The sequence below is a fragment of the Mycobacterium gordonae genome, assembly GCF_001417955.2.
GTDB lineage: Bacteria > Actinomycetota > Actinomycetes > Mycobacteriales > Mycobacteriaceae > Mycobacterium > Mycobacterium gordonae_B.
In genome coordinates this window covers 1-19,571 of the sequence record NZ_LKTM01000224.1, presented here as the reverse complement: position 1 = coordinate 19,571, position 19,571 = coordinate 1, and the positions used below count along the sequence as shown (strand labels likewise).

Sequence of the window (19,571 nt, the reverse complement as noted above, 5' to 3'; positions counted from 1 at the left end):
ACGAAACGCGGCGCCCCGCCGATAATCATTGTTTGGGCGTGAACATCCCGATGATCTGGCTGATGGTCTGAGTCAGCGTTCCACCCGGCTTGGGCAGTTGCGCGATCCCCGGACCCATGCCGCCGGCGCTGGCGCACTTCGGCCACGCGCCCGGTCCCTGACCGGCCAGAACCTTGTTCGCTACGGCGATTTGTTGCTGCTTGGAGGCTTTCGCGGGGTTTCCGACGCCGCCGTACTCCTCCCACGTGGCTTGCTTGAACTGCAGACCGCCGTAGGCGCCGTTGCCCGTGTTGGCGGCCCAGTTGCCGCCGGATTCGCACTGTGCGACGGCCTCCCAGTTCATGGCGTCGGCGTCGGCGGTGCCGGCGGACAGCGACATGCCGGTGGCGATGAATCCCGCGGTGATGGCGGACTTGATGAGGGGCTTTGTGATGTTCGTCATGCCCGGCATTTCGCCGAGCGTGTTCAAAGCGTTACCCACTAGAAAAAATTATGAGATCAGTTGTCTACCGCAATGAGATTGGCGCAAACGCCGTTCCGGCGGGTGCCTCAGGCGGGTGGCTGAGCCTGGCAGTAGGCGGCGGTTGCCGCCGTAAGCGCACGTTGATACAGGTTGTCCAGTCCACGCAGCCGCGTCACCTCGCTGCGGGCGTTCCGCAGCAGACCCGGGCATGCGGGGGAGTTCAGCAAACCCCAATTAAGTGATATGTGAGACAAAATCTTAGTGTTCAGGGCGTCGATGGCGGCCCGTGAGGCGGCAAGATCGGCCGGAGCGGGAGGCACCGCGGCCGGCGCCAGCTTCCAATCCGCGAACCGGGAGTACTCGATCGCTTCGGTCGCGGCGATCTGATCGCTGAACACGCGGGCGACGTAATCCGGGTCGACCTGTGCCGAGGCGGCGTCCTCGCGCAGCGTCACCAGCTCCTGCTGCACGCGAACCGGATCCTCGATGGCGGCGTGTGCGCCCCATTTGTAGGCGGCCACCGGCTCGGCGATCGCGAGCCGCTCAGCCAGCGCATCAACCAGAGCGGTCAGCGGGCCGGAACCCTCGGCCCGGCTCTGCGGCGCGGGACCACCGGCGAGCACCAGGGCAACCACGACCAGAGCCGCGCGGGACGCGGCATGCAGCATCGCGGCCCTCCCTCGTCGAGTGTTCAGGTCCTGACGAACAATGGTGGCATGCGTGCAGACTGGTTGCGCTCGACCCAGGCCCGGTCTCTGCTCGCCGCCACCCTGGGGACCTCGCTGCTGCTGGGCGGCGCCTTCCTGGCCGTGGACCAGCTGCACGCCACGCCCGCCGACGCTCTCCATCGTCCGGGACCACCGTTGTCGGACCAACAGAGCCGGACCCAGGCGGTGGGCGCCGCCCGGGACGTCGTCTCGGCCGCGCAGCTGCGCACGACGACGGCAGGCTATCTGTTGATGTCGTGCCGGGACCGCGACAACCCGCCGTACCAGGGCGCGGTGTATTTGACCTTCACGATTCCCGCGGATACCCGCGCCGACGTCTACCTCCCGGCCGTCGCCAAGGCGCTGACCGCCGGCGGCTGGGTGGAGGGCCTGTCGCCCGGCGGTCACCCGTACAGCAAGTCAATGTCCAAGAGCCAGGTCACGGCGCTGATCTACCGCGACGACGACAACGCGAGCCTGGGTGTGGCGCGGATCTACGGCGAATGCCGCAACACCAGCGATCACCGCACCGACACCACGGGGTGGGTGGACGTCACCGCCGAGATCAGCGGCTAAAACCGCGCGGATATCCCCTGAACGCACTACTGCGCTTGACGGCCGAAGCCGTCAAGCGCAGTAGTAGCAGTTGTCGTGCGGGTCAGCCCCGGGCGCCCAGGGCGCCCTGCAGGTCACCCTTCATGGCGACCAGCTGCGCACCCCAGTACTCCCAGCTGTGCGTGCCGTCGTTCTGGAAGTTGAAGACGGCGTTGTGTCCACCGGCCGCGTTGTAGGCGTCCTGGAACTTGATGTTGCTGCTGCGGACGAAGTTCTCCAGGAACTCGGCGGGCAGGTTCGCGCCACCCAGCTCGCTGGGCTTGCCGTTACCGCAGTAGACCCACAGGCGGGTGTTGTTGCCCACCAGCGTCGGGATCTGGAGCGACGGGTCGTTGCGCTGCCACGCCGGGTCGCTGGACGGACCCCACATGTCGGAGGCCTTGTAGCCACCCGCGTCACCCATGGCCAGGCCGATCAGCGACGGCCCCATACCCTGGGACGGGTCCAGCAGCGCCGACAGCGAGCCGGCGTAGATGAACTGGGCGGGGTGGTAGGCGGCCAGGATCATGGCCGAGGAACCGGCCATCGACAGACCCACCGCGGCGCTCCCGGTCGGCTTGACGCTGCGGTTGCTCTGCAGGTACGAGGGCAGCTCGCTGGTCAGGAAGGTCTCCCACTTGTAGGTGGAGCAACCGGCCTTGCCGCAGGCGGGGCTGTACCAGTCGCTGTAGAAGCTGGACTGGCCGCCGACCGGCATGACCACCGAAATGCCCGACTGGTAGTACCACTCGAACGCCGGGGTGTTGATGTCCCAGCCGTTGTAGTCGTCCTGGGCGCGCAGGCCGTCGAGCAGGTACAGCGCAGGAGAGTTGTCGCCGCCGCTCTGGAACTGCACCTTGATGCTGCGTCCCATCGCCGCTGACGGCACCTGCAGGTACTCGACCGGCAGACCTGGCCGGGAGAATGCTCCCGCGGTCGGCGCACCGCCGGCGAGTCCGATCAGGCCCGGCAGGGTCGCGGCCGCAGCCGCACCGACCAGGAGTCGGCGACCCCAGGCCCGTATCTTCCCGCTCACGTCTGTCATACCTGTGCCCCTTGTCCTTATGTCTTTTGTTCCCGGCAGAACTTACCGCGTGACTGGGCCGAATGTCGATTCGGACGCAATCACATTTCAGTTCCATATCGGTTACCGCCGCGGATACAGCAACTGTGTTACCGGAACCCTCGGTGGATCACCGCATTCGTTATAGCCCGCGGCCGACACGCCCGAACGCGACACACGCCGCGGCGTTATGCAGGCGTTACGCAGTTGAAATCGGGTGGAGTCGCAAGCGCGCAAGGGCGCGGACCGGTTTTGCGCCGGTGCGATCGCCGTCGCGCCGAGCAACCATCGCCCGGTTTACCGCCACCCGCGAGGGCAGTTTTCGGGGTGCCGATTGCGCAGATCACGGGTATTTGAGAGTCACCTGCGGGTTTCCCGGCAAGTTCAACACCGGCCAAGACGAACGTGCTCCGAGCGCGTAGGCTCGCTCGGAGCAATCCGACTGCAGACAGCTATCCCGGGCAATTCCGGCACTCCCGCGCCCCAGCACCTAGCCCCTTGGTGCCTGTAACGCGGCTGAGCGCGCGGCCGGCTCCGGGAATGATTGAGGTGCGAGATTTGGATACGGTACTTGGGCTATCGGTGACGCCGACCACGGTCGGGTGGGTCCTTGCTGAAGGGCACGGAGCCGACGGCGCCATCCTTGACCACCGTGAAGTGCAGTTGCAGGACGGTTCGCAGCACAGCCACGGAGTGCGTGCCGTGAGCACGGCACAGCAGGTGACCGCCGAAGTTCTGCGGGCCAGTGAGGTTGCCGAAGCCGACGACCACCGGTTGCGGGTCGTCGGAGTGACCTGGAGTGACGACGCCTCAGCCCAGGCCGCCCTGCTGCTGGAATCACTCACCGACGCGGGCTTCGACAACGTCGTGCCCGTCCGCCAGCTTGCCGCCGTCGAAACGCTGGCGCAGGCCATCGCGCCGGTGATCGGTTACGAGCAGACCGCGGTGTGCATCCTCGAGCGCGAGTGGGCGACGGTGGTCATGGTTGACACCCACGACGGTGAGACGCAGACCGCCGTCAAGCACGTGCGCGGCGGCTACGACGGGTTGGCGTCCTGGCTCACCGGAATGTTCGACCGCAGCACCTGGCGTCCGGGCGGCGTGGTGGTGGTCGGTTCCCAGCACGACGTCAGCGATTTCTCCTGGCAGCTGGAAAATGCGCTGCCGGTCCCGGTGTTCTCCCAGACCATGGCGCAGGTGACCGTCGCCCGCGGGGCAGCACTGGCAGCGGCGCAGAGCACGGAGTTCACCGACGCCGAACTGGTGGCCGCCGGCGCCGCCGCGCCCGTCGCCGCCGTGCCCGTGCGCTCGCGCCAGTTCGCCGGGGCGGCGACCACCCTGGCAGCCGCGGCGGTGACGTTCGTGGCGTCGGTCTCGCTGGCGGTGGGCCTGCAGCTCGCTCCGGGTCAGGATTCCGCTCCGTCCCGGCCGGCGCACAAGTCCACCCCGCCGATGGCCGAGGCGGTGGCTCCCGCACCCGTGCCGCCCCCCGCGCAAGCGGCTCCGGTCGCGCCTCCGGTGCAGCAGGAGCCGGTGCGACTCACCTCCGGCGAGCAGGTTCAGGAATCGGCGCCGGGCGGCGCGCCGACGGCGATCGTGCCCGAGCCGGATCCCGCGGAACCCGCCGATGGCCCGTTGCGGCTCAGCCGCGTGCTCGAACACATCCCCGGCACGTTCGCGGAGCCGGGGCGCCCGCCGGAGTAGCCGCTCAGGCCTTGCGCCGGGTCGCCTCGAAGGACACCGTCACGTCGTCGGCGACTTGCAGCGATCCCATCAGCAGTGAATAGGGTTTGACGCCGAAATCGGACTGGCGAACCGTGGACTGCAGTGACAGGCGCCACGAGTCGTCCAGTTCCTCGGTGTGCAGATCGACGACGTGTTCGCGCTGCTTGCCCCGGATCTGCAGGGTCCCGTTCAGTCGGTAGCCCTCGGGCGTCTTGTCGATGGCGTCAGCGTCGAAACGGATCTCGGGAAACTTGTTGGCGGACAATGACTTCAGTGCATTGGAGCGCACCAGCGTCTTCTCCGGGCCGGACAGCCCCTTGACGCCGCCTTCGCCGCTGAGCACCTCGAAGGAATCCACCTCGACCACGAGGGTCGCCGTATCAGGCTGCCCACCAGACCAATTCACGCTTGCCTGCCACCGGGTCATCGCGATGGTGAGCCGGTGGCCCATCCGCGCCGCGCGGCCGGCAACTCCGGTGTGCAGAATCAATTCGCCATCGGCAGCATCGAAGGTCCATACTGCGTCATCGTCGGTGGCCATGAGTCAGACGGTGAGGACGGTGCGGTAGTGTGCCCGGCCCTGCTCGAGCGCCGCGTAGCCGTCGGCGGCCTGCGACAGCGGCAACTCCTCAATCCAGGCGCGCACACCCGACAGGAGCGCGAAATGCATTGTCTCCTCAACATCTTTCGCGGTTCCCGAGGGATGGCCGATGATGCTGAGCCCGGGGGTGATCAACTGGACTGGACTGATCGGTAGCGGCTCTGGCGTCACCCCGATCGTGACCAGCTCGCCCTGCGGCAGCAGCCCCCCGACCGTATCGGCCATGGCCTGCGAATTGCCCGCCGTGGCAAGCACAACCGCGACCCCACCCAGGGTGCGGAGAGCTTCGGCGACGTTGACGGCGGTGGAGTCGACGTAGTGGTGAGCGCCCAGCTTTTTCGCGTCCTCGGCTTTGCCGCCGCCTCGCGCGATGGCGATCGTCTCGAATCCCATCGCACGGGCCCACTGCACACCCAGGTGCCCGAGACCTCCGACACCGAGAATCGCGACCCGGTCACCGGGCAGCGCCCTGGTGTGGCGCAGGGCGTTGTAGGTGGTGACGCCGGCACACCCCATCGGGGCCGCCTCGACATCGCTGAGCCCGTCCGGAATCCGGGCCAGTGCGGTGGCCGGAACGGTCACCGATTCCGCGTATCCGCCCGGATACTGCCAGCTGGGCACCTTTCCGTTGGCGCAGTGGATCAGAATGCCTTTGCGGCACGGGTCGCAGTGATTGCAGTTGCCACCGAACCAGCCGACGGCGACGCGGTCACCCACCGCGAATTCTTCGACACCGTCCCCGAGTTCAGCGATGGTCCCGGCGATTTCGTGGCCGGGTGTCAGCGGCCATGACATGTCGGGGAACCCGCCGTTGACGAAGTGGGCATCGGTGCCGCAGATGCCGCAGGCGGTCACCGTGATACGCACCTCGCCGCGCCCGGGAGGCGATGTCTCGACTTCGGCGAGCTCGAGCGGGGCGCCCGCGGACTGAACGTGTACGGCCTTATGAGTGGGCATGTCGCTCTCTGTCGATCAGTGGGTTACCGGGCATTGCTGGCCGGAAGCTGTTCCGTCGGTGTGGTAATCAACCTGCCAGTGCTTGATTCCGTTGAGCCAGCCCGACCGCAGGCGCTCCGGCTTGCCGACCGACTCCAGATCGGGCATCGCGTCGGCGATCGCGTTGAACATCAGGTCGATCGTCATGCGGGCCAGGTTGGCGCCGATGCAGTAGTGCGCCCCGGTGCCACCGAATCCCACATGCGGGTTGGGATCGCGCTTGATGTTGAAGGTGAACGGGTCGTCGAACACGTCCTCGTCGAAGTTGGCTGAGCGGTAGACCATCACCACTCGCTGGCCCTTCTTGATCTGCACACCCGACAACTCGTAGTCCTGCAGGGCGGTGCGCTGGAAGGAGGTGACCGGGGTTGCCCACCGGACGATCTCGTCGGCGGTGGTGACCGGACGTTCCCGTTTGTAGAGCTCCCACTGGTCGGGGAAGTCGGTGAAGGCCATCATGCCCTGCGTGATGGAGTTGCGGGTGGTCTCGTTGCCGGCCACGGCCAGCAGGATGACGAAGAAGCCGAACTCGTCGTCGGTGAGTTTGTGCCCGTCGACGTCGGCCTGGACCAGTTTGGTGACAATGTCTTCGCCGGGGTTCTGCGCCCGATCGGCCGCCATCTGCATGGCGTACATGATCAGCTCGACCGAGGCGGTGATGGCGTCGTTGGTGGCGAACTCGGGATCCTGGTCACCCACCATCTGGTTGGACCAGTGGAACAGTTTCATCCGGTCCTCTTGCGGAACACCCAGCAGGCCGGCGATCGCCTGCAACGGCAGCTCGCAGGACACCTGCTCGACGAAGTCGCCGGAACCCTGCGAAGCCGCCACTTCGACTATGCGACGGGCACGTTCGGCGAGGTCGTCGCGCAAGCGTTCGACGGCGCGGGGCGTGAAGCCGCGCGAGATGATCTTGCGCAGGTGGGTGTGCTGCGGGGCGTCCTGGTTGAGCAGGACGAACTTGCCGCGCTCGATCTGCTCCCCGACGGTGCCGTCCTTGTAGCGGGGGAGTGCGGTCTTTTGCAGGCTGGAGAACACGTCGCTGCGCCGGGAGATCTCCTTGACGTCCTTGTGCTTGGTGACCACCCAGAAACCGCCGTCGTCGAAACCGCCCGCCCCGTAGGGCTGCTCGTTCCACCAGATCGGTGCGGTTCGGCGTAGCTCGGCCAGTTCCTCGACCGGCAGACGCTCGGCGTGGATATCCGGGTCGGTGAAATCGAACCCGGGCGGCAGGTTCGGCTTTGCTTGCGGTTCGGCTGGCGTCGTTGACAATTGCCTACTCCTCGTAACCGTGTTCACAGGGGCATCCCGTGCCAATACTTCCTTGCTACACCACACTTGGGAAGCCTGGGAGCAAAAGACGTCGAAGCCGAACGGACGGGGACTTTCGGCACTAGCAGCGCCACCACGGCGGCCGTTTGATTTACCTCAGTGCCGATTCGACAGAGGTGACATGTTCGCGCTGAGCGCTCCGGAAACGTTGACGACCGCCGCCGCGGATCTCAGCGAGATTCGAGCGGCGATCGACAGCGCCAATGCTGCCGCGGCGGCACCGATATCCGGCGTGGTAGCCGCGGCCGGCGACGAGGTCTCAGTAGCCATCGCCAACGCAATGTCGTTGTACGGCAAGCAGTACCAGGCCATTGCCGATCAGGCGACAGCATTTCACGCCCGGTTCAGCGCGGCGCTCGCGTGGGCCGCGAGTTCTTATGCGGAGACGGAGGCGGCGAACGCGTCTCTGGTTGCCGGCTTCTCGCACGCCGCCGGCGCGGATCCACTGGTGGCACTGATCATGGGGGGCACCGACAATCCGCAGCCGATTCCCGAGTACGTGGCCGCCATCAATGACGCCTATATCCAGCCCCGTTTTCCGGGGGCACTGCCACAAGGGTTGTTCACGCCCGAGCAGTTCTGGCCCGTCACCGGAAACCTGACGTTCGGCCAGTCCGTCACCCAGGGCGTCACGCTGCTGAATAACGAGATCAATCATCAGATCAACACGCTGGGCAACTCCGTCGTCGTGTTCGGCTACTCGCAGAGCGCCGCGATCGCCACCAATGAGATCAACGCGCTGATGGCGGTGGGCGCGCCGTATGCGGGCCAGCTGTCCTTCGTGCTGGCGAGCAACCCCAACACTCCCGACGGCGGCATCCTCGCGCGGTTCCCCGGCTTCTACATCCCGTTCCTGGACGTGCCGTTCACCGGCGCGACCCCGCCGAACAGCCCCTATCCGACCAGCATGTACGCGATTCAGTACGAAGGGGTGGCCAACGCCCCGCAATACCCGCTGCATGTCCTGTCCGACCTGAACGCCATCATGGGCTACTTCTATCTGCACGACACCTATCAGCACCTGACGGCAGCCCAGGTCGGTAGCGCGCTTTTGCTACCGACGGCTCCGGGATACATCGGCAATACCCAGTACTACATGCTTCTGACCCAGAATCTGCCCCTGGTGCAGCCGATCCGCGACATTCCCTTGCTGGGGCCGGCGCTGGCCGACGTGATACAGCCGGACCTGCGGGTATTGGTCGATCTGGGTTACGGCAACATCGGCATCGGCGCCGATTACCCGAACGTGCCCACTCCGGCGCGGCTGTGGCAGGTGATCGACCCCGTCACCGTCACCTTCGACCTGGCCAAGGGGGCAGTCCAGGGACCACAGGCCGCCCTGGTCGACATCGGCCTGTTGCCACCGTCGTACCTGCCCGACACCTACCCCTACGTTCCGTCCCTGAATCCCGGACTGTCGTTGAGCTTTGGCCAACCGAGCGTCACCGGGCTATCCGTGCTGAGCTGTGCGCTGGGATCGATACTGCATCTGATCCCGCCGGTGAACGGCTGCCTGACTCTCGCATAGTCACGCTTTCCGGCCCGGCCCGTCGGGTCCGAAGTGGCGCTGAAAATGGCTAAGCCGGCGGCCGTGGAATTGGGCTGCGGATACGCCCTTGTGGCGACTGCAGCAAACGATATGCTCTTGAGGAACAAGGCACCGGTGCCAGGAAAGGACGAGCGGAAGACATGATTCGCGAATTACTCGCCGCCGCTGCGATCACGGGTTCGATGATCGGGGCAGCGCCGGTCGCCGGTGCCGACAACGGACGTTGGGAGGGTGACGTTCCGGGGATGAACTACGACGCGTCGCTCGGTGCGCCCTGCGACAACTACGAACGTTTCATCTTCGGGCGCGGCCCCAGCGGCCAGGCCGAGGCCTGCCACTTCCCGCCACCCAACCAGTTCCCGGCGGCGACCACCGGATACTGGGTCATCTCCTACCCCCTTCGCGGTGTCCAGCAGATCGGCGCGCCGTGTCCGGCTCCCAACGTGGCGGCCCAGTCGCCGGCCGGACTGCCGATGCTGTGCCTGGGCGCGCAGGGTTGGCAGGAGGGCTGGTTCACCGGAGCCGGTTTCTTCCCGCCCGAGCCGTAGATCCCGGCTGATCCCGATGTCCGCGCAGGCTGCCCCGATTCCGCGGTGGCTGCGGTTTGTGCTGGCGTCTGACCGGGCCGGCTCCGCGTGGTACATCGGCACCGGGTTCTTTTTCGCCCCCGTGCTGGCCGTGGTGTCGCCCTGGCCGACGGTGACCACCGTGCTGTGGTGGGTTATCGGACTGGCAGGATTGTGGCTCGGCCTTCTCGGAATCGCGATGGCCGCGGGACTGGCCCGGGTGCTGCGCTCCGGCGGCGAGATTCCCGAGGACTACTGGCGCACCCTCGTCGACTACTGACGCCGCCGCCTACAGTCATACCCAACGTCCGCCAACGAACGTCACTGAATAGGAGATCCGCCATGGCCTTCGATCCCAAAGATGCCGTAGACGCCGTCCGCGACATCGCCACCAACGCTGTCGAGAAGGCGTCGGACATCGTCGAGCACGCCAGCGACATCATCCGCGGCGACATCGCCGGTGGCGCCAGCGGCATCGTGCAGAACTCGATCGAGATCGGCACGCACGCGGTCGACCGGGTGAAGGAAGTCTTTACCGGTAAAGACGACGACCTGGACTGAGCGTCAGATAGCCGCAGCGGCGTTCAGTTCGTCCAGCCGCGTGGTGGCCTCCAGGTATTCCTGCACCCACCGCTCGATGACAGTGGCGGTCTTCTCCACCTTCTGGAACTGACCGACCACCTGCCCCACCGGGTTGAAAGCCACGTCGACCGACTCGTTGGGGTACCGGTTAGTGGCTCGCACCGCCATGCCGGAAACCATGTACTGCAACGGCATTCCGAGCGGCTTGGGGTTGTCCGGCTGCTCCCAGGCCTCGGTCCAGTCATTGCGCAGCATCCGGGCCGGCTTGCCGGTGAAGGAGCGGCTGCGCACCGTGTCCCGGCTGCCTGCCTTGATGTACGCGGCTTGCTGAACCGGGGTGTTCGAGGATTCCTCGACCATCAGCCACTGCGAACCGGTCCATGCGCCCTGCGCGCCCAGCGCGAGCGCCGCGGCGATCTGCTGTCCGCTGCCGATGCCACCGGCGGCCAGGACCGGGACCGGCGCCACCTCCTTGACGACCTGGGGCCACAACACGATTGAACCGACCTCGCCGCAGTGACCACCGGCCTCGCCGCCCTGGGCGATGATGATGTCGACGCCCGCGTCGGCGTGCTTGCGGGCCTGTGACGGCGAACCGCACAGCGCCGCCACCTTGCGGCCCTCGGCGTGAATGTGCTTGATCATGTCCGCCGGGGGGGTGCCCAGCGCGTTGGCGATCATGGTCACCTTCGGGTGCTTGAGCGCGACCTCGACCTGGGGGGTGGCGGTCGCCTCGGTCCAGCCCAGCAGCTGCAGGCTGTCGCCGTCGCTGTCTTCGACCGGAACGCCGTGATCGGCAAGGATTTTCTTGCCGAAGTCCAGGTGCTCCTGCGGCACCATCTTGCGCAGGGTGTCGGCCAGTTCCTCTGCCGACAGGTGCGCGTCCATGCCCTCGTACTTGTTGGGAATGACGATGTCCACGCCGTAGGGGTGGTCCCCGATGTTCTCGTCGATCCAGTTCAGCTCGATCTCCAGCTGCTCGGGGGTGAAGCCGACCGCGCCCAGCACGCCGAATCCGCCGGCTTTACTGACAGCGACGACGACATCGCGGCAGTGGGTGAAAGCGAAGATCGGGAACTCGATGCCGAGTTGATCGCATAGCGCGGTGTGCATGCCTACTCCTGTGGGGCGCGGGACCGATGCCAAAAATTGAAACGTGTTCTAGTTTAATACCAGCATTGCCGACGAGGCCAGCCTGGTCCCGTTTGTTCGAACTAGGCCCCTTCAGATCTGCAGGCCGCGGGTGAGCCACAACGCCAGGAAACCCAGCATGCAGGCGAAGCAGATCAGGTGGTCTCGGCAGACCGCACGAGCGAGGCGGCTCTGCTGGGCCGGCGGGTCGGCGCGGCTGCCCAACCGGATCGCATTCGGGACTGTGCGCATCAAAGCCAGAGCTACCGGAAGGCCGGCGGCGCCACCCGATATCACCAGCAGCCACACCGGGTCGCGACCGTCTGCTGCCTGAAAGGCCAGCGCGCCCAACAAGATCAGCATCACCAGGGCGATCAACCGGCCCATCGGGCGGGAGGTGGTGGTGGCGCGGCGATAGTAGCCCGCGATCGACGCCAGCACGGGCTCGGGCAACTCGGCCTCGGTGTGCTTGAACACCTGCACGTCGAAGATCAGGTCCATCCACAGCACAGCCAGCAGAAAACCACTGCAGGCCGTCAGCAGTGGTGTCATCGCACTCCGCCTCCGATCGTCGCGTCAAATTCTCGGGGCAGTGCCGCGGCCGACGAGAACGCGTTCTCGCCAATCTTCAGCGCCGCTCCTGCCGTCGCGCTCTCACCCGCGCGGCGAACAGCACAGCACTCAACACCACTGCCACCAATACCGTCTGCAACGCTCCGATCAGCACGACATTCGCGTCGTACCCGTCGGCCGTACCGGCGCACTGAAAGTGCACGCTGGTGCTGGTGCGATTGGACGACTGGGTGTAGCGCGAGGTGCGGTAGGCCAATTCGTACCCGCCCCGGCAAACGAACGGCTGCGTCCAGTAGGCGCTGGCCGGAAACACCGATGTCAACGCGGCCGCGACGCCCATGCAGATCCCGGTCAGCAACGCCACTTTTACAGCAGTCTCACCGGTGCGGCGCGCAGTCACGCGGAGATCCTCGCACGCCTCGCCATGCTCGACCAGCACACTCTTGCTCACGGCGCGGCACCGCGGGTAGCGTGGGGCTGCCAATTACGCAACCTTGGGTAGCGTAATTGTATCGACCGAAAGGACCGCACTCGATGCGCAGCCGGTACGCCGGAGAACCCTTCACCACGCCCACCGCGGAAATCGCAGCCGCACTGCAGGACGTCAGCATCCCGACGTTGCTGCTGTCCCTGGTACACATCACCGGCGATCCCCGCTTCATCCGAGACTTCAAACAGATGGGCCTGTTCCTCAACGAAGTACAAGGCTTCATGTCCGAGGAGGACAAGGCCCGTGCGCGGGCCGAGGCGCTGGCGGTGATCGCCGACTACCGTGACCGCGGCTGCCCGGAACCGCCGCCGCTGAGCGACGAACTGATTCGGGAAATGATGGATTGGGCCGCCTGCGAACACGTTCCCGATGACTACCTGCCGCTGGCGCGGGAGGAGATGGACCTCGAGGGTGTCGACCCACGTCGGCCGGTGGCACTGCCGGCCGCGTCAGTGGCGGACTTCCCGGTTGTCGTGATCGGGTGCGGCGAATCGGGCATCCTGGGCGGAATCCGGCTCAAACAGGCCAACATCCCGTTCACCATCATCGAGAAGAACGCCGGCCCCGGCGGAACCTGGTGGGAGAACAGCTATCCCGGCGCCCGGGTGGACGTCGCGAACCACTTCTACTGCTACAGTTTCGAACCCAACAACGACTGGACCCATTTCTTCGCCGAACAGCCGGAGCTGCAGAGTTACTTCACCGCGGTGATGGCCAAGCATGATCTCGGCGATGCCGTTCGATGGAATACGGAGGTCCTCGGCGCCGAATGGGATGACGCCGCCGGCGTGTGGAATGTGGCCCTCCGGGGCGCCGAAGGCGACACCAGCATTCGGGCGCGCGCGCTCATCACAGCGGTGGGTCAGCTGAACAGGCCGTATATCCCCGAAATCGAGGGCGCCGACACCTTTGCGGGGCCGTCGTTTCACTCCGCGGCGTGGGATCACTCGGTGGACCTCTCCGGCAAACGCGTCGCCCTCGTCGGTGCCGGCGCCAGCGGATTTCAAATCGCGCCGGCGATCGCCGGAATCGTGGAGCACCTCACGGTTTTCCAGCGCACCGCGCAGTGGATGTTCCCCAACCCGATGTATCACGACGAGGTCGGCGACGGTGTGCGCTGGGCGATGCGGCACCTGCCCTACTACGGACGCTGGTATCGCTTCCTGCTGCTGTGGCCGGGCGCCGACAAGGGCCTGGATGCGGCGCGCGGCGACCCGAACTACGCCGACCAGGACTACGCGGTCAGCGATATCAACGCCGCCGCGCGAATGATGTTCAGCCAGTGGATCACCAGCCAGGTTGACGAGGAATCCGACTTGTTGACCAAGGTGATGCCGGATTACCCCGCCACCGGCAAGCGCACGTTGCAGGACAACGGAAGTTGGCTGAAGACGCTGCAGCGCGACAACGTCGACCTTGTCCGGACGCCGATTCGACGGATCACGCCCGGCGGAATCGTCACCGAAGACGGGGTGACACACGACGTCGACATCATCGTGTACGCCACCGGATTCCGGCACACCGACGTGCTGTGGCCGCTGAAGATCATCGGCCGCAACGGAATTGACCTGCACGCGCTGTGGGGGAGCCGGCCGTATGCGCACCTGGGCATCACCGTGCCGGGATTTCCCAATCTGTTCCTGGTCTACGGGCCGGGCACGCATCTCGCGCACGGTGGCAGCCTGATCTTCCAGTCCGAACTGCAGATGCGGTACATCAACCTGTGTTTGCAGCACATGGCCGAACACCGCCTCGTCGCGCTGGAGCCCACCGCCGAAGCCGCCGAGCAGTGGCATCAGCGGACTCAAGCCGAGATCAAGCAGATGGTGTGGTCGCACCCCGCCGTTAAGCACTCGTACTTCAAGAACGCCGACGGCGAGATCCACACGGTCAGCCCGTGGCGGCTCAACGAATACTGGTCCGCGGTGCGCGAGCCGGACTGGTCCGATTTCGTTCTGCGACAGGAGAAGTGAGCCGATGCGCACGGTAGTCATCGACGGGCCCGCCAGCATCCGCGTGGACACCCGGCCCGACCCGGCCCTCACCGGCCCGGACGGCGTGATCGTCGCGGTGCGGGCCGCCGGCATCTGCGGATCCGATCTGCATTTCTACGAAGGTGACTATCCGCTGACCGAGCCGGTGCCACTGGGCCACGAGGCCCTCGGCACCGTCGTCGAGGCCGGGCCTGACGTGCGCACCGTCAAAGTAGGTGACGAAGTGCTGGTGTCCTCGGTAGCCGGTTGCGGCAGGTGCCCGGGTTGCGCCACCAATGACCCGGTGATGTGCCACTCGGGCCTGCAGATCTTCGGCGGCGGTGCGCTTCCCGGCGCTCAGACCGATCTGCTCGCGGTGCACGCCGCCGACTTCCAGGTGCGCAAGATCCCCGAGGGCATCAGCACCGAACAGGCCTTGCTGCTCACCGACAACCTGGCAACCGGTTGGGCGGCGGCCCAGCGCGCCGACATTCCGCTGGGCGGCACGGTGGCGGTGATCGGCCTGGGCGCAGTCGGCTTGTGCGCGCTGCGTAGCGCGTTTGCCCAAGGCGCAGCAACGGTTTTCGCGGTCGATCGGGTGCCGGGGCGGTTGCAGCGGGCAGCGGACTGGGGCGCGACGCCGGTCGCATCCTCGACGGTGGAGTCCATCCTGGCCGCCACCGGTGGCCGCGGTGCCGACGCGGTGATCGACGCCGTCGCGAGCGACGCGTCCCTGACCGACGCGCTCTACGCGGTGCGGCCGGGCGGCACTGTATCGGTGGTCGGCGTGCACGACCTGCAGCCGTTCCCCTTCCCGGCACTGGCATGCCTGATCCGCAGCATCACGGTGCGCTGGACCACCGCCCCGGTACAGCGCACGTGGCCGGAGCTGATCCCGCTGCTGCAGTCGGGCCGGTTGCACGTCGACGGCATCTTCACCACGACGCTGCCGCTCAACGAGGCCGCCAAGGGTTATGCGACCGCCGCGGCACGTTCCGGCGACGACGTCAAGGTCCTGTTGCTGCCCTGATCTGGCAGCATGGTCTCTATGCGCTGTGCCGCAATCCAACTCGAGGCGGTCCCGGCCGACGTCGACGCGAACCTGGCCACCGTCGAACGTCTGGTTGAGGATGCCGTCACAGCGGGCGCACAGACCATCGCCTTGCCGGAGTTCTTCACCACCGGCGTCGGTTTCTGGCCGGAACTGGCGGATGCCGCCCTGCCCGCCGACGGCAAGGCCACCGAACTACTGATCGCGCTGGCGCGCCGCCACGAGGTGATGATCGGCGGTTCGTTGTTGATCCGGGACCCCGACGGAAACGTGCGCAACGCGTATCTGGTCGTGACATCGCAGGGCGTTGCCGGCCGCCACGACAAAGACCTTCCGACGATGTGGGAGAACGCCTTCTACATCGGCGGCCACGACGACGGCGTCATCGACGTCAGCGGCCTCACGGTGGGCGCGGCGGTGTGCTGGGAATTGATGCGAACCCAGACCGTGCGTCGACTGCGCGGCCGCATCGACCTGGCGATGACGGGCTCAGGCTGGTGGTCGATCCCCGACTGGTGGCCGCGGGCGGCTTTTCGCCGGATGGAACGGCGCAACGCGTTGACCGCCCGACTGGCGGCGTCGTCGTTCGCGGGCTACGTGGGCGCGCCGGTTCTGCACGCGGCCCACGTAGGCACCGTGCGGTGCCGGATGCCCTGGTTGCCGCTGGGATATGAGGGCCGCTTCGAGGGCGGCACCATGATCGTCGCCGCCGACGGCACGGTGCTGGCGGCTGCGGGCGAGGGTGAAGGGGTGGCGGTGGCGGACGTCTCGACGGGGCGGTGTGCGCCGAGTTCAGATGTGCCTGAACGTTTTTGGCTGCACGCGCGGGGGGCGCTGCCCGCGGCGGTATGGCACTATCAACGCCTGCACGGCCGCCGCTATTACCGACGGCACGTCGCCGCGTCCTGACGGGTCAGCGGGTGGCCGTCACGTACTGCGACCGCATGAAGCTGTCGATCTTCACGTCCACGGGCGGCGGAGTGAGCCCATAACCGGCTTGCAGATTGAGAGTGTTCCGGACGGGCTCGACCGACCACCCGTGCTCCCGGAGCCAGTCCGCCGGATTCGCCGGGTTGTCGTAGGTGAGCGCGGAGAAGTCGACGTCCCCGGACATGTTGACACCGGGGTGCGACCGTTCCAGTTCAGCGAGCTGGTCGTGATTCAGGCGAGACCCCAGGGCGCCGGTGGCAATCCGACTGTCTGGGGCGCTGTTTTCGTGGATCCGAGCGAACAACGTCTCCTGGGCATCGCCGGTCAGGTACGGCAGCAGCCCCTCCACCGACCAGGCGGCAGGGGCTTGGGGGTCGAAGCCGGCCTTGATGAGTTCGGCGGTCCAGTCGCCGCGCAGATCCGCCGCGACCGCGACCCGCTGCGCCCTGGGTTTCGCGCCGAGGTCGTCCAGCACCCGCGCTTTGAACTCCAGCACTTTCGGCAAATCGACTTCGAAAACCGTTGTCCCCGATGGCCAGTCGAGGCGGTACGCCCGGGAGTCCAGGCCGGCGGCGACGATCACCGCCTGCTGGATGCCGGTTTCGCCGGCGTTGGTGAAGAAGTCGTCGAAGAACCTGGTCTGCACGCCGTACAGCCGGGGGAAGGTGGTTTCGTCTTCGGAGGTGCCGGGGTTTTTCAGCAATCCGGTCAGATAGGGGTCCGCGGTGGCGGTGATGAAGTGCTGTGCGTACTCGTCGCGCACGAGCGGCCGCGTACTCAGGGCGTGCACCGCGCGCCAACCCGCAACCAGCAGGGCGGTATACCCGACACCGCTGACGATGTCCCACTGGTCGTCGTCGGCACGGAGGGACCCGAAATCAGATGTCGTCATAGAGCGAACGTACCCGTCACAACTCCAGCAAAACGGTCACCGGCCCGTCGTTGGTCAGCTCGACCTGCATGTGCGCGCCGAAGGTCCCCGTCTCGACGTGTGCGCCCAGCGCGCGCAGCGCGTCGGCGAACGCGGCCACCAACGGCTCGGCAATGGGCCCGGGTGCTGCCGCATTCCAGGAGGGGCGACGGCCCTTGGCGGTGTTGGCGTAGAGGGTGAACTGGCTGACCACCAGGATCGGCGCGCCGACGTCGGAGGCGGACTTCTCTTCGTCGAGAATCCTTAGTGTCCAAAGCTTTTCGGCCAGACGACGAGCCTGGTCGGGGCCGTCGCCGTGGGTGACGCCGACGAAGGCGAGCAGGCCCTGGCCCGGCGGCCGGATGGCGCCGACCACCTGATCGTCCACCACCACCGCCGCCGAAGAGACCCGTTGCACCAGCACCCGCATGGGCGTCGATGCTGCCATGACGGCTCGGTAGGCTCGTGAGGTGTCTGTGCTGGTTGCGTTTTCGGTTACCCCGATGGGCGTTGGGGAGGCCGTCGGCGAGATCGTTGCCGAGGCGGTCCGGGTGGTTCGCGAGTCTGGGCTGCCCAATAAGACGGATTCCATGTTCACCGTCATCGAGGGCGACAGTTGGGCGGAAGTGATGGCCGTGGTGCAGCGGGCGGTGGAGGCGGTAGCGGCGCGGGCACCCCGGGTGAGCACCGTGATCAAGGCCGACATGCGCGCGGGGACAACCGACGCGATGACGCACAAGGTTGAGTCGGTCGAGCGGTACCTGTCCGACGGCTAGGGCTGTATAGCGGTTTTGAACGCGACCTTCTCCCACTATCGGTCGGATGGGAGTGCCGATCGCTCGATCGATGCGCGTAGCGTAAACCCGATCGCACAGAGCGAACCAGCAGGAGGCCACCCAATGTTGAAGTCGTCGGCACGCGTACCGGTGCGGATCTCATGACCGACCCGACCGAAGAGGGTGCTCGCGGGGGTGAGGGCGGCCAGGGCGGTGCCGGTGGTCGCGGGGGCGCGGGCGGTGCCGGTGGTGCCGGCGGCCGCGGCGGTGCCGGAGGCAGAGGCGGTGACGGCGGTCGCGGCGGTGACGGCGGTCCGGGCGGCGCGGGCGGGCCGGGCGGAGCCGGCGGCGCTGGCGGTGAACCGGGCCAGGGTGGTGAACCGGGTCAGCCAGGAGAACCGGGGCAGCCCGGTCAGCCGGGACAGCCGGGACAGCCCGGTCGACCGGGGGAGCCGGGCCGGGCCGGTTAGGTCAGCGGTCTAGACACCTGAGTCGCGTTGCTCCGAGGGCGGTAGCACCTCGGGGCCCATTCGTGGGACGAGGGGGACTGTCAGCGGCAAACGCGCGCCCGCGGAACATTAGTTCGTTCGGCGGAAACAGATTTTCTCCGCTTCCGCCGCCAGTTAAAGCCGTCAATTATTAGAGTCAGATGTGGATATTCGCGTTCCGCCAGGCAGCCTACCTGCAAAGCGACGGAACCCGCGTCAAAAATAAATGAATTCATTACGGCCGCGAATAACGGCCTGCGGACGAAATTCAGCAGGTCGAAGTCTTTGCAAAAACGCTTTCGCCACCGATGGCCGGAGCCGCTGACCACCTGCGCTGAGCGCCGGTACGGCACTGTCGCGGCCGAGCTCCGCTGCGTTAGTCAAAGATCCGAATTATGCTGCTATACAGACACTTTCGTATCCTAAAGTGGTCACGGTCGATCCTCGCCCGCTGCCTGTAGCGCTGCGTGTCGCGCGATCGGTGACGCGAAGATCCACATAATTGGAAGTGCCGCGATTTTACCTCGCAGGGGTGATACTAATGGATACCTTCTTTCCCCAACATTCCAGCGGGAGTTTTTAAATGTCGTTTGTGATTGCAGCACCGGAATTGATGGCGGCAGCGGCAGCGCAGGCGTCGGGCATTGGGTTGTCAGTAAGCACGGCCAACGCCGCTGCGGCGGCGTCAACCACCGGGGTGTTGGCGGCGGCCGCGGATGAGGTGTCGGCCGCGATCGCGGCGTTGTTCTCCGGACATGGTGCGGCTTACCAGTTGGTGAGCGTTCAGGCGGAGGCCTTTCAGTCGCAGTTCGCGCGGGCGTTGAGCAATGCCGGTGCGTCATATGCGGCCGCCGAGGCAGCCAGCACGTCGCCGCTCGGATTGCTGGAAGAAGCCGTGCTGGGCGTCATCAATGCGCCCACCAATCTGCTACTCGGGCGTCCGCTGATCGGGGACGGGACCAACGGCGCCCCTGGAACCGGGCAGAACGGCGGCGGCGGCGGCATTCTCTGGGGCAACGGCGGCGCCGGTGGGTCTGGTGCCCCGGGCGGGCCCGGCGGCGCCGTTGCCCC

Annotated in this window: 23 protein-coding genes; 12 read left to right on the top strand and 11 right to left on the bottom strand. The window is 66.5% G+C overall.

Annotated elements, in window-relative coordinates; genetic code table 11:
- Window positions 1-25: 25 nt before the first annotated feature.
- Together AO501_RS17545 and AO501_RS17540 are read right to left on the bottom strand one after the other, a co-directional pair.
- Window positions 26-442 carry a transglycosylase family protein gene (locus AO501_RS17545; RefSeq protein WP_055578961.1) on the bottom strand — a complete coding sequence of 139 codons (417 nt, stop codon included), beginning with the start codon at window positions 440-442 and terminating at the stop codon, window positions 26-28.
- Window positions 443-549: 107 nt separating this feature from the next.
- The gene (locus tag AO501_RS17540; protein ID WP_055578931.1) at window positions 550-1,131 is read right to left on the bottom strand and encodes a chorismate mutase; all 582 of its coding nucleotides are present in this window, start codon (window positions 1,129-1,131) and stop codon (window positions 550-552) included.
- A 48-nt stretch (window positions 1,132-1,179) separates the two neighbouring features.
- Between AO501_RS17540 and AO501_RS17535 the strand changes: the two genes are divergently transcribed.
- The gene (locus AO501_RS17535) at window positions 1,180-1,746 is read left to right on the top strand and encodes a hypothetical protein (protein ID WP_055578930.1); all 567 of its coding nucleotides are present in this window, start codon (window positions 1,180-1,182) and stop codon (window positions 1,744-1,746) included.
- Between the two features lie 82 nt (window positions 1,747-1,828).
- Here AO501_RS17535 and ag85B read toward each other — a convergent pair whose 3' ends face one another.
- Window positions 1,829-2,809 (bottom strand): diacylglycerol acyltransferase/mycolyltransferase Ag85B, encoded by a 981-nt coding sequence (gene ag85B / locus AO501_RS17530; RefSeq protein WP_055578929.1) that lies wholly within the window; start codon window positions 2,807-2,809, stop codon window positions 1,829-1,831.
- A gap of 576 nt (window positions 2,810-3,385) precedes the next feature.
- On the opposite strand from ag85B, the gene AO501_RS17525 reads away from it, so the two are divergent.
- Window positions 3,386-4,531, top strand: a complete 1,146-nt coding sequence (locus AO501_RS17525; protein ID WP_055578960.1) for a DUF7159 family protein — start codon at window positions 3,386-3,388, stop codon at window positions 4,529-4,531.
- Between the two features lie 4 nt (window positions 4,532-4,535).
- Here the strand turns inward: AO501_RS17525 and AO501_RS17520 are convergent, their stop codons facing one another.
- Genes AO501_RS17520 through AO501_RS17510 form a run of 3 tightly spaced genes read right to left on the bottom strand, consistent with a single transcriptional unit; the run spans window position 4,536 to window position 7,421 of the window.
- Entirely contained in the window at window positions 4,536-5,093 is a 558-nt protein-coding gene (locus tag AO501_RS17520; protein WP_055578928.1) for a YceI family protein, read from the bottom strand.
- 3 nt (window positions 5,094-5,096) lie between these two features.
- Window positions 5,097-6,110: an alcohol dehydrogenase catalytic domain-containing protein gene (locus tag AO501_RS17515; protein ID WP_055578927.1), complete on the bottom strand. Its 1,014-nt coding sequence runs from the start codon at window positions 6,108-6,110 to the stop codon at window positions 5,097-5,099.
- A gap of 15 nt (window positions 6,111-6,125) precedes the next feature.
- The gene (locus AO501_RS17510) at window positions 6,126-7,421 is read right to left on the bottom strand and encodes a cytochrome P450 (protein WP_055578926.1); all 1,296 of its coding nucleotides are present in this window, start codon (window positions 7,419-7,421) and stop codon (window positions 6,126-6,128) included.
- Window positions 7,422-7,602: 181 nt separating this feature from the next.
- On the opposite strand from AO501_RS17510, the gene AO501_RS17505 reads away from it, so the two are divergent.
- From AO501_RS17505 to AO501_RS17490, 4 genes are all read left to right on the top strand, one after another.
- Window positions 7,603-9,009, top strand: coding sequence for a PE family protein (locus AO501_RS17505; RefSeq protein ID WP_055578925.1), 1,407 nt, complete (start codon window positions 7,603-7,605; stop codon window positions 9,007-9,009).
- A 161-nt stretch (window positions 9,010-9,170) separates the two neighbouring features.
- Window positions 9,171-9,578 carry a hypothetical protein gene (locus AO501_RS17500; protein ID WP_055578924.1) on the top strand — a complete coding sequence of 136 codons (408 nt, stop codon included), beginning with the start codon at window positions 9,171-9,173 and terminating at the stop codon, window positions 9,576-9,578.
- A gap of 16 nt (window positions 9,579-9,594) precedes the next feature.
- Window positions 9,595-9,876, top strand: coding sequence for a hypothetical protein (locus AO501_RS17495; protein ID WP_055578923.1), 282 nt, complete (start codon window positions 9,595-9,597; stop codon window positions 9,874-9,876).
- Between the two features lie 62 nt (window positions 9,877-9,938).
- Window positions 9,939-10,157, top strand: coding sequence for a hypothetical protein (locus AO501_RS17490; protein ID WP_055578922.1), 219 nt, complete (start codon window positions 9,939-9,941; stop codon window positions 10,155-10,157).
- 3 nt (window positions 10,158-10,160) lie between these two features.
- On the opposite strand, the gene AO501_RS17485 is transcribed toward AO501_RS17490, so the two are convergent.
- The 3 genes from AO501_RS17485 to AO501_RS17475 all read right to left on the bottom strand — a co-directional run bounded on the left by AO501_RS17485 (window position 10,161) and on the right by AO501_RS17475 (window position 12,333).
- A complete protein-coding gene (locus AO501_RS17485; protein ID WP_055578921.1) occupies window positions 10,161-11,291 on the bottom strand; it encodes a nitronate monooxygenase in 1,131 nt (376 codons plus the stop codon).
- Window positions 11,292-11,402: 111 nt separating this feature from the next.
- Entirely contained in the window at window positions 11,403-11,861 is a 459-nt protein-coding gene (locus AO501_RS17480) for a hypothetical protein (protein ID WP_055578920.1), read from the bottom strand.
- A 76-nt stretch (window positions 11,862-11,937) separates the two neighbouring features.
- The gene (locus AO501_RS17475; protein WP_055578919.1) at window positions 11,938-12,333 is read right to left on the bottom strand and encodes a hypothetical protein; all 396 of its coding nucleotides are present in this window, start codon (window positions 12,331-12,333) and stop codon (window positions 11,938-11,940) included.
- 83 nt (window positions 12,334-12,416) lie between these two features.
- Here AO501_RS17475 and AO501_RS17470 point away from each other — a divergent pair, with 83 nt between their 5' ends.
- The 3 genes from AO501_RS17470 to AO501_RS17460 are packed head-to-tail and all read left to right on the top strand — an operon-like array spanning window position 12,417 to window position 16,305.
- Window positions 12,417-14,345, top strand: a complete 1,929-nt coding sequence (locus AO501_RS17470; RefSeq protein ID WP_055578918.1) for a flavin-containing monooxygenase — start codon at window positions 12,417-12,419, stop codon at window positions 14,343-14,345.
- A gap of 4 nt (window positions 14,346-14,349) precedes the next feature.
- Window positions 14,350-15,375 carry a zinc-binding dehydrogenase gene (locus AO501_RS17465; RefSeq protein WP_055578917.1) on the top strand — a complete coding sequence of 342 codons (1,026 nt, stop codon included), beginning with the start codon at window positions 14,350-14,352 and terminating at the stop codon, window positions 15,373-15,375.
- An 18-nt stretch (window positions 15,376-15,393) separates the two neighbouring features.
- The gene (locus tag AO501_RS17460; RefSeq protein ID WP_371934955.1) at window positions 15,394-16,305 is read left to right on the top strand and encodes a carbon-nitrogen hydrolase family protein; all 912 of its coding nucleotides are present in this window, start codon (window positions 15,394-15,396) and stop codon (window positions 16,303-16,305) included.
- Window positions 16,306-16,309: 4 nt separating this feature from the next.
- Here the strand turns inward: AO501_RS17460 and AO501_RS17455 are convergent, their stop codons facing one another.
- Entirely contained in the window at window positions 16,310-17,218 is a 909-nt protein-coding gene (locus AO501_RS17455) for a class I SAM-dependent methyltransferase (RefSeq protein WP_055578915.1), read from the bottom strand.
- A gap of 16 nt (window positions 17,219-17,234) precedes the next feature.
- Window positions 17,235-17,666, bottom strand: a complete 432-nt coding sequence (dtd, locus tag AO501_RS17450; RefSeq protein WP_055578914.1) for a D-aminoacyl-tRNA deacylase — start codon at window positions 17,664-17,666, stop codon at window positions 17,235-17,237.
- 40 nt (window positions 17,667-17,706) lie between these two features.
- On the opposite strand from dtd, the gene AO501_RS17445 reads away from it, so the two are divergent.
- From AO501_RS17445 to AO501_RS17435, 3 genes are all read left to right on the top strand, one after another.
- A complete protein-coding gene (locus AO501_RS17445; RefSeq protein WP_055578913.1) occupies window positions 17,707-18,012 on the top strand; it encodes an MTH1187 family thiamine-binding protein in 306 nt (101 codons plus the stop codon).
- Window positions 18,013-18,207: 195 nt separating this feature from the next.
- A complete protein-coding gene (locus tag AO501_RS17440) occupies window positions 18,208-18,495 on the top strand; it encodes a hypothetical protein (RefSeq protein ID WP_156452637.1) in 288 nt (95 codons plus the stop codon).
- Window positions 18,496-19,083: 588 nt separating this feature from the next.
- Window positions 19,084-19,571: PE family protein (locus AO501_RS17435; RefSeq protein WP_156452636.1), on the top strand; the 488-nt coding region annotated here is incomplete at its 3' end.